This window comes from Pseudobutyrivibrio xylanivorans DSM 14809, assembly GCF_900141825.1.
In the GTDB taxonomy this organism is placed as follows: domain Bacteria; phylum Bacillota; class Clostridia; order Lachnospirales; family Lachnospiraceae; genus Pseudobutyrivibrio; species Pseudobutyrivibrio xylanivorans.
The window spans coordinates 1-13,164 of sequence record NZ_FQYQ01000005.1 but is presented as its reverse complement, the minus strand read 5'-3'; the positions used below and the strand labels follow the sequence as shown (position 1 = coordinate 13,164).

Annotated in this window: 9 protein-coding genes; all 9 read left to right on the top strand. The window is 38.1% G+C overall.

Going from position 1 to position 13,164, the window contains the following annotated elements; genetic code table 11:
• Window positions 1-269 precede the first annotated feature (269 nt).
• The 9 genes from BUA88_RS04985 to BUA88_RS04940 all read left to right on the top strand — a co-directional run bounded on the left by BUA88_RS04985 (window position 270) and on the right by BUA88_RS04940 (window position 13,043).
• Window positions 270-4,106 (top strand): DUF7604 domain-containing protein, encoded by a 3,837-nt coding sequence (locus BUA88_RS04985; protein ID WP_072913523.1) that lies wholly within the window; start codon window positions 270-272, stop codon window positions 4,104-4,106.
• 30 nt (window positions 4,107-4,136) lie between these two features.
• Entirely contained in the window at window positions 4,137-5,504 is a 1,368-nt protein-coding gene (locus BUA88_RS04980) for a SpaA isopeptide-forming pilin-related protein (RefSeq protein ID WP_072913520.1), read from the top strand.
• 215 nt (window positions 5,505-5,719) lie between these two features.
• Window positions 5,720-6,688: a hypothetical protein gene (locus tag BUA88_RS04975; protein WP_072913517.1), complete on the top strand. Its 969-nt coding sequence runs from the start codon at window positions 5,720-5,722 to the stop codon at window positions 6,686-6,688.
• 6 nt (window positions 6,689-6,694) lie between these two features.
• Window positions 6,695-7,210 (top strand): hypothetical protein, encoded by a 516-nt coding sequence (locus BUA88_RS04970; RefSeq protein ID WP_072913514.1) that lies wholly within the window; start codon window positions 6,695-6,697, stop codon window positions 7,208-7,210.
• Window positions 7,211-7,221: 11 nt separating this feature from the next.
• The gene (locus tag BUA88_RS04965; protein WP_072913512.1) at window positions 7,222-7,944 is read left to right on the top strand and encodes a hypothetical protein; all 723 of its coding nucleotides are present in this window, start codon (window positions 7,222-7,224) and stop codon (window positions 7,942-7,944) included.
• Between the two features lie 15 nt (window positions 7,945-7,959).
• A complete protein-coding gene (locus BUA88_RS04960) occupies window positions 7,960-8,772 on the top strand; it encodes a hypothetical protein (protein ID WP_072913508.1) in 813 nt (270 codons plus the stop codon).
• A 6-nt stretch (window positions 8,773-8,778) separates the two neighbouring features.
• Window positions 8,779-9,783, top strand: coding sequence for a hypothetical protein (locus tag BUA88_RS04955; protein WP_072913506.1), 1,005 nt, complete (start codon window positions 8,779-8,781; stop codon window positions 9,781-9,783).
• Window positions 9,784-9,846: 63 nt separating this feature from the next.
• Window positions 9,847-11,112, top strand: coding sequence for a class B sortase (gene srtB / locus BUA88_RS15895; RefSeq protein WP_083572401.1), 1,266 nt, complete (start codon window positions 9,847-9,849; stop codon window positions 11,110-11,112).
• A gap of 140 nt (window positions 11,113-11,252) precedes the next feature.
• Window positions 11,253-13,043, top strand: coding sequence for a hypothetical protein (locus BUA88_RS04940; RefSeq protein ID WP_072913504.1), 1,791 nt, complete (start codon window positions 11,253-11,255; stop codon window positions 13,041-13,043).
• Window positions 13,044-13,164 lie beyond the last annotated feature (121 nt).

Below are 13,164 nucleotides of genomic sequence, written 5' to 3'. Positions count from 1 at the left end.
TTGCAAGATTTTAATACACACACTGGGTATAATTGTGCATAATATTACCTTCTATTACGGTTCACACTCTCTTCACAAATTGTATATCGATTCTTAACACTTCTTGCCACTATCAGAAAACTCATGCCAGTTCACAGATTTGTCACAACATTAATGGTATTCTATCCTTACATTAATTATTTCGTATAACACAATTATTTTATGTATCATATGAAACAATTAATCAAATGTGTTGGTTCAGTGGTTTGGTTTTAGTGAGGAAGAATTATATGAAAAGAAGATCATTATTCAATAGAATTATCTCATTAAGCATCGTAGCAGTTCTATTTCTGACTTCTTCTGCATCTGCTTTTGCAGACGTTGATGAAGGAAGTGCTCCAGCAGTTGAAGAAACAGTGGAGTCATCAGAAGAGGCTGCTATTTCTGATGTACCAGCTACTGAAGAGGCTGTGGTGCCATCGGAAGAAAATTCCTCAATAGGAGAAGTCGTTGGCGAGATTGTCGATAAGGTGGCAGAGGTCATCGGCGGTGATTCTCAGACTCCTAAGGAAGGTTCTGAAGCAACAGACGAGGCCAACAAGGATGAGGCTGTTGGGGAGAACCCAGAAGGAAATCCAGAGGGAAATCCAGAGGAAACTCAGGAAGGAGAACCTGAAGGTGATCCAAAAGAAGATCCATTAAAGGATGATGAGAAAGATAAAACCGAAGATGGTGAGACAGATGAGGAAAAACTTGATGAGGAAAAACTTGACGAGGAAGCCAAGGATGAATGTGAACACGAATTAGTTTACACATCAAACGGTGATGGTACTCACACAGTTAAGTGCAGCAAATGCGATATGGAAGAGTACACAGAATCATGCGAGTTCGATGAGGACGGAAAATGTATCCACTGCGGATTCGAAAGACTTCCTGAACCAGTTCTTACTTATGAGGATGACGAAGTAATCGTAACAGTAAAGGGAGCAGTTCCAGAGAACGCAGACCTTAAGGTTACACCAATTAAGAAGGATGTAGAGGAGACAGCTGAAGCCTTTGAAGAGGTCGCAGCGAAAGTACTTGAAAATACAGAGGTTGAAAACTTCGGAACAGTTGGTTTCATAGCATACGATATTTGCTTCATTAATATTGAAACTAAGGAAGAGGTAGAGCCGGATGGCGATGTAACCATTTCGATGGAGTACAAGCAGCACGCTTTACCAATTGACAATCTGAATTTTGATGAAGTTGAATCTGTTGATGTTTCGGTAATTCATATAAACGAAGAGACAGGAACAGTTGATGATTTAACAAAAGAAAATAAGGCAGAATTAAAACTAGATGGTGAAAAAGCTATATCCAATGCTGAGTTTACAAGTGATACATTTTCAACATATGTATTTACTTATACAGCAAACATGTATGAGCAGATAAGAATTCTGTTTAATAACATTGATAGAAATGATCAGAATCTTTCAGATGTAAGTACTACTGTAATTAATCATCGTGTTACTAGTGCTAGTCAGGTAGATAATATTGGAGATTTTGTTGAAGCAATTCCAGGTTACAGGTTCTTAGAGGCAAGATATACAGACCCTATATCTAAGGAGACAGTAACTTTTAACAAGTTTAAATATGAGACCAAGCAAACAGGTAGTAATGGCTGGGGTTCAGTCTATAGCGGATTTATTAGGCTTTATCAGGACGACACTGCGGTTACTGACAGTATTGAGATAGCGGGCGAGTTGCTTGTAGATATGATTTATGAAAAAGCCCTTGCTCTTACTATTACAAAGAAGGCTACTGGCGATCCAGCAGCTGATGATGAGACAGAATATGAGTTTAGAATTGTTGAAAGTGGGACAAATGCTCCAGCAGCTAATAAACGCTTTAAGGTAGGAAATACTGATAAGTCTACTGACAGCAATGGAGTATTTACTCTTAAGGCCGGTGAAAGTGCTGATTTTGCTACGTTTGATTCCGGAACTTATATTATCACAGAGACAAGAGTTGTCGAATCTCAGACTGAAGGTGATGTAGAAGGATATAAGCTATCTGATTTCAAAACAATGATATTTGTAAATGGTGAGTTATTTAATGGCAAGCCGTATTCTCCAGAATATACAGGAGAAAGAAATGCTACTTTTACAATTGAGGAAAATAATCTTACAGATATTATTGTAAAGAATTATTACTATACAAAAGAAGAGGTATCTGAAAGTCAGGAAATTCTTTCAAAATATATTAAATATGATCCTGATGCAAAAGATTATAATCTTCAACTCAAATTCGTAGGGCCTGAGAAAGTTGTAGAAGAGACTAGCTATGAAATTGAATCTGAGTCAGTTATAGAACCAAAACATTTAAATATTGTACTTGTAATTGATCGTTCGGGTTCGATGGGAAGTAGAAACAGAGCCAGTCATATACAGCAAGCTACACAACTTATGGCAGAGGTTTTTAAAACCAAGAAGCATGTAGAAGCCAAATGGAAAATAGTTGATTTTGGTTCATATGCAAATTTAGCTAGTGCTACAAGTAATTGGGTTGACACTGATACATTCTATGGAATTGTAAGCAAGAAAGGAACCAATAGGAGTTATTCAGGAGCTGCTACTGATCCATATAATAACGATAGATACGGTTTTGATTGGTATTATGATGGATATGATCGTTGGGAGCGTGGTGGTACAAATTACGAGGGAGCACTTCTAAAGGCAAAAGATGAAATTGCCACAGCGGAAGCTAATGTAGAAAAGGTCATCATATTCCTTACAGATGGTGTGCCTACAATGTATAACGAAAGTGGTGGTGGACAAAGCTTTACCGCTACAGCATACACGAGGGCTCTTTCAGCTGCCGAAGGAATTACCTGTAATGCATTTTACTCAATAGGTGTTGATTTCGATAATACTCCATATCAGATTTCACGTAACACATATTTGTATGCAGCTGATATGTTAAAGAATATTACGGCTAAGGTTAATGCAACAACAAAGAGTGATTCTACAGTGGATGCTGAAAATATACCAGCATTATTTAGAAGCATTGCAGGAAAGATATCATCAGTTACCACAGGAGAGGAGATAACTGAAACAACTACTTATAGAGCATCTAATGTAGTAATTACAGATCCGTTAAGTGAGTATGTAGATATTGAACCAGGTTCAGAGTTCTATATCAGTGTGGAAATAGATAACGTTGATATATGGCAGTCAGCTACATACATCAATGGAAAAATTGGTGCAGATGGTAAACAGTTAAATCCAGCTATATTCTATCTCGAAGATGGTGGTACACATGAACTTAAAGCCGAGTATGATGCCGAAGGTAGAACGATGAAAATGACCATCCCTTCGGATTATGAATTAAAGCCTAACTACGCATTTAAGTTATCTTTCCAGGTTATTCCAAGTGATACAGCTTACGAGGAATATCTAAATAGCGGTTATAATGCTGTGGGTGATCCTAATACCGATAATGAAACTGCTCAACAACCAACGTCTTCATTAAAAGATGGATTCTACTCAAACGATAAGGCAATTGTATCTTATGAGTTCCAAGGTAATAATCCTACACCTGAATTCCCACATCCAGTAATTCAGGTATACGTAATAAATGAGTGGAATCTTTATAAGACAGATGGTTTTGAGAATCCTCTAGGAGGAGCAAAGTTTAAACTTGCGGTAAAGGATAATCCACAAGAGTCTTATGAAGGTACTAGTAAATTAGATACCCCTGAAGACAAAGGTATTGTTAAATGGGGATCTGATGGAACACAGGTTATTCCTACAGGAAAGACATATACGCTTACTGAAGAATCACCACCACTTGGATATCTCAAATGCACGGATTATTGGGAAATTGAAATAAGCGAAGACAATGTCCCAACAGTCAATGCATACAAGGAGGATGAGACAGAAGGCGAATATGAGATGGTTAGAAACAGAAATGGTAATGTAGTCACTTATTCACTGTATTTCAAGAATGTGCATGAGACATACTCATTACCAGAAACAGGTGGAAACGGAATTTACAGAACTACATTATACGGAATTGTATTAATGCTTACTTCAGTATTCCTTTTCTATAGAAACAAGAAAAAATCAAAGGTTTGTATCAAGTAGGATGGTTCATCAAATTAAGGAGGTAAACCTATGAGGAAAGCAAAGAAACTATTAACTCTAATTTTGGCAATCACCATGATGTTTGCAATGTCTATTACGGCATTTGCAACAGATTCAGGTAACGATGTTCCAGCAGGAGCTAAAATCAAGGTAGAAGGTGTGGGAGATAATGCTCAGTTAACCTACGCACAGGTTATTAAGGTTGATCCTACAAAAGAAACTGGTTGGGCATTTACAAATTCAAGTTATTCTTCTCTATTTACACAGTATGGTACTGATGAGCAGTCCATGATAAAGGGATGGATAGCTGCTATTGATGAATCTGAATCAACAAGATTATCAAAGCTTGGTTCAGCAACTGTATCAACTACATTCCCTAATCCATTAGAAGGTGCAGCAGCTGGTTTATATTTAATCAAGGGAACTGAGCCTGGATATACATTCAGCCCAATGCTTGCTTACGTTAGCCCAGATGATGCAAAGAATGGCGAAACAATTACAGTTATAGCAAAGAAAACTCCAGATGAGATAGACAAGGAACTTTCTGACAAAGATAATGATCATTATGTTGAAAATAACAAGGAAATTAGTTACGACGTAAATGCAACAGTTCCTTATCTTCCAAAGGGCGGAACAGCAGAGCTTGTTATTACTGATACTCTTACAGGTGGTGTTTTCAAGAGAGTAAAAGAAGGAGCAAATCAGGGTAAGGTAGAAGTACAGATTTCTATCGAGAGTACACCTAGATATATTGAACCTGAGTCAGATTCAAAGTTAGTAATTGATCTTGGTGATTTGATTTCAGAGGATAATGAGAATGCTAATAAGGAATTAGTCATTACCTATACTGCAATTTGTACAGCAGAAGTAATTAACAATAAAGCTACTATGAATAATGACCCATTAACAGAAGACGAGGTTAATTCATATACTGGTAAGCTTAAGATTACAAAGTACAATGAAGCAAATTCAAACAATCCTGAGAAACTTTCTGGAGCATCATTCGTAGTAATGAATGCAGATGGACAGTACGCAGTTATCGAGGATGATACTCTTAAGGAATGGGTAGATGAGTACACAGAGGATTGCTATGTAACAACTGGTTCTGATGGTACAGCAACAGTAAAGGGATTTGATCCAGATCAGAAATATAGATTCCTTGAGGTTGTAGCACCTACAGATTATGCACTTAATACTGATCCTGTTGAGGCGGAGTGGAAAGTTGATATGCCAGATGATCAGCAGATAGCAGAAGCTGAAATGTATGATACAAAGCTTTCAGAGCTTCCTTATACAGGTGGTAAGGGTACAGCAGCTTTCACAGGTTTTGGTGTACTTTTAATGAGCGTAGCAGCAGGTTTGTACTACTCAAACAAGAAGAATAAAACAACTAAGTAATTAAGTAAACAATAGGATGCGTTTCCCCGCCGTTGTAGGTTCGCGGCGGGGGAGTGACATCCAATACATTATCAGGAAGAGGATATTGATGCAGTATCTTGTTCCAGGTGATGTAAATCGGAGGATAGTAATAATGTTGAAAGGCCTAGTGGCTTGGAAGGGAGTCGCCAGTGATTAAAGTTAGTTTGAGAAGAAAAGGTCTAATAGGAATATGCATGGCATTAGCCTTATGTATCCTGGGCGTTGGAGCTCATAGTCTTAGAGCTGCAACAAGGGTAGAAACTGACAAAACTGTTACAATCACAGCTTTGGTAGATTTGAATGACGGATCTAAATTCGCATCAGACTACAATGGCAAAGTTGAGATTGAACTGTATAAGGTGGCATCTCTTGATGAATCAGGAAATCCTAAACTGACTTCTAATTTTGAAAATTCAGGCATAGATTTAACTGTTCTTCAGAATAAGCCGACAGTTGATGATGTAAAAACAGCAATTGTCGATAAGGCTATTCCAGTTTCTGAATCACTTGAAGCTGATAAGGTAATAACATTAGACAGAGAACAGCAGCAGACAAGTGCCAGTGTTCCAATTGAAGCTGGAGCAGGAATTTACCTTTACATTCCACAGCCTGCTGAGGATGACAGATATAAATATGAATTTACTCCATATGTAATCTATGCACCAGGTAGTGAGTACATCGCTTCAGGTCAGGGCTCAGATGAATGGAATTATGATGTAAGCTTCAAGCTTAAGTCTAGCGAAGAGAGAAGATATGGAACACTTGTAATTAGAAAGGTTTTGGATAATTACAATATAGACCTTGGCACTGCTTCATTTGTATACAAGATAAAGGCTAAGCTTGCTGAAGGTACAGTAGTTTTTGATGATGTAAGAACATTGGATTTTGAGAGGCCTGAAACTCAGGAATTAAGAATAGAGCTTCCTTCAACAGCAATAGTAACAATTACAGAGGCAAATACAGGTGCAAGCTACAAGGTAGTTGGAGTTGCTACAGAATCAGATATAGAGATTACAGGAGAGACTACAACAACAGTTGAATTCGAAAACGAATATGATGACACCAAGTTGATTTCAGGCGGTATAAGTGCTGTGAATACATTCGAGAAAATAGATGGTGAATATGTAGGTCATAGAACAGATAGTGATGAGAGAGCGAGGTAACTAATTATGAAAACAAAATGGTTATATTTAGTTGCTGCAGTAGTATTGGTACTAAGTATATCTGCAGTTAAGCCTGCTTTAGCATACTTCACAGCAACAAAAACTGTAGATGGAACAACCAAAGCGTTGGAGATTAAAGATAGTCCACCATATTTGGATGAAGAAATCGATGGAATGATTAAGAAAATCGTAATTACGAATAATGGTGATTCTGACATTTTCGTTAGAGCAAGAGCCATCGCACCTGATAACTGGACTGTAAAGTTCACTGCAACAGATGGATGGATTCAGGAAGGTGATTATTATTACTACACAAAGCCAATTGCTCCATCGGAACCTACAGCTACACAGTTAACCCTGGAAATCCTTCCAAAGCAGGTAGAAGAGGAATATGACGTTCCAGACAGCTTTAACGTAGTAATTGTTCAGGAAGCAACAAAGGTATATTACGATGAAGCGGGCAACCCTATCCCAGATGATTGGGCAAATGCCATTACTAACAGTATTAATGTTGGAAGATAGGAGGGGATGATATGAAAAAATTTTATAAGAACCCTCTGGTGCTTTTGGCATTGGGATTATTGGTAATCGGAGCCAGTACAGTAGGAGCTACACGAGCTGCAATGATCTCCCAGGATGAGGCTGACAGAGTGAATTTTACAACAGCTACCTTCTCTGTTGATATCTTGGGAGATGTTGCTGATAATCAGATTCAATTCCCAGAGATTAATGAAGAAGAGCCAATTAAAATTGGAAAGCTTTACAATGAAAATATATCAGTAAAAAATGATTCTGGTGGAAACTATAACGAATATATTCGAGTAGTTTTAAGAAAGAGCTGGAAAAATGAGATAGACGGTGGTGGCTATAGAAAGAATCTTTCTCTTACACCTGCTCTTATCGAAGTAAAGGTTGCACCAGGTTGGTACATCAATAAAGATGAATCAACAGATGAGACTACAGTGTACTACAGACTTACACCAGTAGCTCAGAATGAAGAAGTTCCTTTTATTACAGGCATCAAGGTTAATGATAAAGTCATCAGGGAAGTTCAGCATGGTGATTCATCTACTATTATTTACAATGAATATTCTTATGACGGAGCCTGCATAGATATTTCAGTACAGGCAGATGCAGTTCAGACAAACAGCGGCAGAGATGCAATAAGCGCTGCATGGGGAATTAAAGATTCATTTACAGGTATAGATACATCAGGAAACGAAACAACAGTAAACTTTGTTATTGAAGATGAATAAAAAAGGGGGCAAGCGATGAAAAAGAGAATACTTAATATAGTCCTTGCTCTGGCGCTGACAGTAGTAGGACTGGCAGGACAAAATCTTATAGCAGAGGCGAAGACACATACAACCAGCTGGCCAGTTACATATGATGGAAGTAAGGTTACATCTAAGTTTTCTGAGAATGTTACAAATGACACTTTGTCAGCTGTAATGCCTGGTGACACCGTAATATATGAAGTAAATTACAGTACATCAGTTGATGCGGACTTTTATCTTAATGCAGATATTATAAATTCTCTTGAGGAGAAGGCAGCAGATAAAACTGATTCTTCAGAGGCAAAAGAAGGTGCTTATACTTACATCATTAAGAACGGAGATCAGGTTGTTTGTGATAGTGAGTTGTTCGGTGTGTCTGACGAAGAGGATCTTATAAAAGGTCTTAAGATGGTTGATGGCGAGGACAAGTACTTTGAGCTTGGCCGTCTTGCCGCAGGAAAAACTGGTAAAGTTACCATTTCAATTACTCTTGATGGTAACTCACAGGACAACTCATACATGTATAAACTAGCTACTCTTGATATCAAGATTGGTGCTCAGGCTGCTCCAAAAAACATAATTGAGCACAAACCTGGTACTACAAAGAATGTTGTTTATACAGTGCCTGGTGGATTGGATATTGTTTCAATAACAGATCCAGATACACCGCTGGCAGTTGTTAGAAATAACCCACAGACAGGTGATTTAGTTGCTCCTATCTTGGTATGCACAGCTGGATTAGTTTTGGGATTTCTTATAATTGCAATTTATTTTTCTATAGTTTTCAAGCAAAGAAGCAGGAGGTAATCTGAAATGAAAAGGATTAATAAATTTACAAGCCTGCTTTTAGCAACGCTTATAGTGATATCTGGTGTGATGTCTTTATCTACAGTTTCACATGCAGAATATCTTTATACCGTCAGAGTTTATTTAGGTGGTATGGGTGAAGAGGGTGCATCTTTCAGATCTGCAAGTGGAAGTTATATAGACACAAAGGTTGAGTCAGGTAAGCCATTTACCTTTAATCCTCAGGATGAAGTTATTATTTCTTCTACAGATGCCAGATATAAAGTTATAGGTGCAAGAAGAAGTGGTGATAATAAGTGTGAAAGCACTATAAGTATTCCAGCGGTTACACAGGATGAATCATACGTCATTGCATATGGTGTTTATAAGACTATTCCATATACAGCAGTGTTTGTGGATGAGAAGGGCAATACCATATTGGACAAGGATGGAAATCCTATTGCAGATGAAACATATTATGGTATAGACAATACTAAGTTTTATGTACCATATAAGGAAATTGAAGGATATTATCCGCTTAATGGAGAAAAATATAAGGCTGTAACACTTTCAGGATTGGGTGAGGTTGTTAAGTTCGTATATACGAATCGTCCTACTGATACAATTACATACACACAGGGGGCAGATTCTATATCTTATTCAACGGTTATTGGGGATCCAACAACAACATACCAAACAATTCCTGGAATGCCTGCAGAAGAAGCTGGTATAACAGATAACAGAGTTCCTGCAGCAGGCGGTGAAGGCGGTGCAGCAGGTGGCGAGGCAGGAGAAGCAGGAGGAGAGGCTGATACCACTCAGATTGGAGAGGCTGAGGTTCCTTTAGGTGGTGGAGAAGAAACTCCTACAAATATTCCAGAACCTGAGAATCCAAAGGGAAAGGATGAAAATGCATTATTTACAATGTACATCCGTTATCTTATTATCATTGCAGGGATTGGTTTATTAATCGCTTTCATTACTATTATTGGTACTATCAAAGTTAATTACGATAAAAAACACAAAAACTAACAACTAAAGAGAATTAGGGGCGACTTAATAGTCGTCCCTTTTAAAGTGTGGTAAAATTTAATTATGGTAAAATTATTAAAAATACTGGGGAATTGTATAGTCATTTTAGTGATAGTTTCATGTCTTCCACTTGTCATTCCACGGGCAATGGGAATGCAGGAATATAATGTCATTACAGGCTCAATGACTCCTGAAATTCCAATTGGCTCAATTGTCTACGTCAAGCAGGTTGATTTTCAGGACCTTTCAGTAGGTGATGTTATTGCTTTTGATGTGGGAGCAACTATAGTCACTCATAGAATCGCTGATATCGACACTGACAGGAGAATGTTCACTACAAAAGGTGATGCAAACCCAACTAATGATTTTATGCCTGTGTCCTACGCAAAAGTCAGGGGAAAGGTAGTTAAACACTATCCTTTCGTGGGAAATCTGGCGGCATTAATATCAGAAACTACAGGAAAGATTGCGGCCTTTATTATTCTTGTCGTAGGAGTGCTTCTTTCTAATATTGGTGAAAAGAAAAAGAAGTCAGATGAAATTATTCCGGAGGAGAGAAGTTCATCTGATAAAACCAAAAAAGGTGTTAATCCTACGATAATCCTAATTACAGGTCTTGTAATAGTGTTTGGTTCCATAGGGGGATTTATATACATTTATATGGGATATCAAAAGTCCAATAACTTATATGACTCACTGGAACAGACCTATGTTACAAAGGCAGATAATCAAGTACAACAAGTCCCATGGCAGGAAATGATTGATGTGGATATTTCCGCCTTGCAGAGCATCAATCCCGATGTAGCAGGATGGATATATTTAGAGGGGACAGAAATTAGTTATCCTATAATGTATTCAGGGGATGATGAAAGATATCTTCGCACTACTATAGATAAGGAGTATGCCACTGCAGGAAGTATTTTCCTGGAGGGATACAACCTAAAGGATTTTAGTGATAGCCATAACATTATCTACGGACATAATATGCGAAATCTTTCCATGTTTGGAAAATTAAGATATTACAAATCAGATGAGATTTTCTATGATGAGCATAGGTACTTTCAGATTATTACACCATCTGGAAAAATGAGATTTGAAATCTTTTCATATTTTGACACGGAGCCAGCCTCATGGGTCTACACAGTTCCTTATTATGACAATCCAGAGTTTCAGGATTATATTAATAATCTAAATAAGCACTCATATAGAAAGCCTTCTGTCTCCAGTGAGGTCAGTTCGTCAGATAAAATAGTAACTCTTTCTACTTGTTCTGCTCAGGAAATGAGATTTACAGTTCATGGCTATTTAGTTGATAAAGTGGAGAATTAATCCACAGATAAATAGTTATATTGCATGGCATAAAAAGCAATTATCTGGCAAGATATAATGTTAAGAGACCTAATACTCCCTCCGATATATCGAGTAACAAAAATGAAGTTGAAGTGTTGCATGATATTTTTGGAGGGATTATGGCAAAGAAAGTTGTAGGATTATTAAAGGGAGCTGCTATCACAGGAGTTGCAATTGGCGGAGCATCAGCTCTAACAGGCGCTGATTTAGTATTTGCACAGGAGATTCAGGAGGAAGTGAATACTGAAACAGAGCTTGTTACAGAACAGAGTATTGAAGAGACATACGTGCAGGAGCAGCAGGATGAATATGACCTATATTCATATGAGACAGTAGAAAGCGCAGAGGAGGCAGTAGCTGAGGCTGAGGAGGAAATTACAGCAACAGAAGAATTGAAGGCTGAGGCTGAAATAGAGAAGGATACTATTGTAGAGAATCTTGTGAGTGCTCAGACAGAACAGAATACAGTAGCTAACGAGCTTTTAGAGGCTCAAAATCAAAAGGCTGCTGTTGAGCAGGATATGGTTGAGAGAGAGCAGGCATATCACGAAGCAGGTTATGATCAAGAGGGACTTGATGAGCAGCAGGCTGTGGTAGATGAAAAGGCTGAAGAGGAAGCTGCAGTAAGAGAAACTCTTAGCGAGCAGGGCAAGAATCTTACATTAGATAATTACTATAAGAACGAAGGTCGTCAGCTTGCTAAAGAAATGATTTTATACAAGCTGATTCTCACTGGAGAAGTTAGTGCAGAGGATGCTGATAAAGTATTTTTTGGAGAGAACTTCAATCATGATTATGAAGACAAGCATTATTGCGTTAAGTACGTAAAAATTATTGATGATGAACCAGTATATGTGGAGCGATATTTTGATTATGTAACCTGTGATGAAGAAGGTAATTCAATGTTTCAGGGGCTTGTTGAAAATGAGAATGATTCTTCATTAGCTGCGGGTATCAACGTAGTTGAAAAGACTCCTACATATAAAGTATGGACAGAGGACCCACATAAGGTATCTACATACGAAAAAAACGTGTCAGGAAAAATTAAGAATCAGACAGTGTTTGGTTATACTTTCCATGCAGCACAGCGCGATGAAAAGGCTGGTTTTTATGCGGAAGAAGGTCAGCAGAAGAAGGGCGTTGACTGGTATACACAGAAGCAGTATCAGCAGGATGCCAATAATCGAAATGAGTATAAAGAGTTTGTAGAAACAGTCACAAACACTTTATCAAATCTTGATAGCAAAATAGCAGAGCTTACCACTACACTTTCTAATGTGACAAATAGAATTAATACTCTTCGTGAAGACCTGGAAGATATTCAGGTTGAAATCCAAGGATATGACAATAAAGTTGACTACTTAAAGGATAAGGTGGATGCTCTTAATGGCAGAATTCAGGATATTATTGCTGCGCAGCAGACACAGAACAATGTGGAGCCTGAGATTGTTGTAACACCACAGATAGAAGAGTCACTACAGATAGAAGAGTCACTACAGGTTGTAGAAGCGCCACAGGCTGTAGAGACAGAACAGGTAGTTGAAATATCACAGGCTTCAGTTCAGAGAACAGCTTCAGTAGTTGCTTCTAGAACTATTGAAGAGAGTCAGGTGCCAGCTACAGTTACTCAGGTAGAGGAGGAGGTAGCTCAGCCAGCAGTGGAAGCTTCAGCAAGACAGGTAGTGATTCAGCCTATACAGGAGGTTCAGGTACCTCTAGCAGTAGTGGATATAGAGGCTGAGGATGATATGCCTCAGACAGTTACAATTCAGGAACAGGAAATAGCAAAAGCTGCAGAGGTTGCAAAGAGTTTCGTTAGTTGGAACGGAAGCACACTTCCATTACTTGGCACTATTGCAGGATTTGTAGGACTTACAAAAATTAAGAGAGATGATAGCGAAGCTAAGTAGATAAAATAATATGACCAGCCCGAATTTTTGATATGTACCCAGAATCCTGGACACATATTTATGAACTAGGCTGAACACATGGATGCTATCCTGTATTGTACAGGTGGCATCCATTTTGTTT

What these genes read in the sequence shown, in the direction of transcription:
- BUA88_RS04960 (WP_072913508.1), top strand. Translation starts at nt 7,960, where the DNA reads ATGAAAAAGAGAATACTTAATATAGTCCTTGCTCTGGCGCTGACAGTA.
- BUA88_RS04980 (WP_072913520.1), top strand. Translation starts at nt 4,137, where the DNA reads ATGAGGAAAGCAAAGAAACTATTAACTCTAATTTTGGCAATCACCATG.
- BUA88_RS04970 (WP_072913514.1), top strand. Translation starts at nt 6,695, where the DNA reads ATGAAAACAAAATGGTTATATTTAGTTGCTGCAGTAGTATTGGTACTA.
- BUA88_RS04965 (WP_072913512.1), top strand. Translation starts at nt 7,222, where the DNA reads ATGAAAAAATTTTATAAGAACCCTCTGGTGCTTTTGGCATTGGGATTA.
- BUA88_RS04975 (WP_072913517.1), top strand. Translation starts at nt 5,720, where the DNA reads ATGGCATTAGCCTTATGTATCCTGGGCGTTGGAGCTCATAGTCTTAGA.
- BUA88_RS04955 (WP_072913506.1), top strand. Translation starts at nt 8,779, where the DNA reads ATGAAAAGGATTAATAAATTTACAAGCCTGCTTTTAGCAACGCTTATA.
- BUA88_RS04985 (WP_072913523.1), top strand. Translation starts at nt 270, where the DNA reads ATGAAAAGAAGATCATTATTCAATAGAATTATCTCATTAAGCATCGTA.
- srtB (WP_083572401.1), top strand. Translation starts at nt 9,847, where the DNA reads ATGGTAAAATTATTAAAAATACTGGGGAATTGTATAGTCATTTTAGTG.
- BUA88_RS04940 (WP_072913504.1), top strand. Translation starts at nt 11,253, where the DNA reads ATGGCAAAGAAAGTTGTAGGATTATTAAAGGGAGCTGCTATCACAGGA.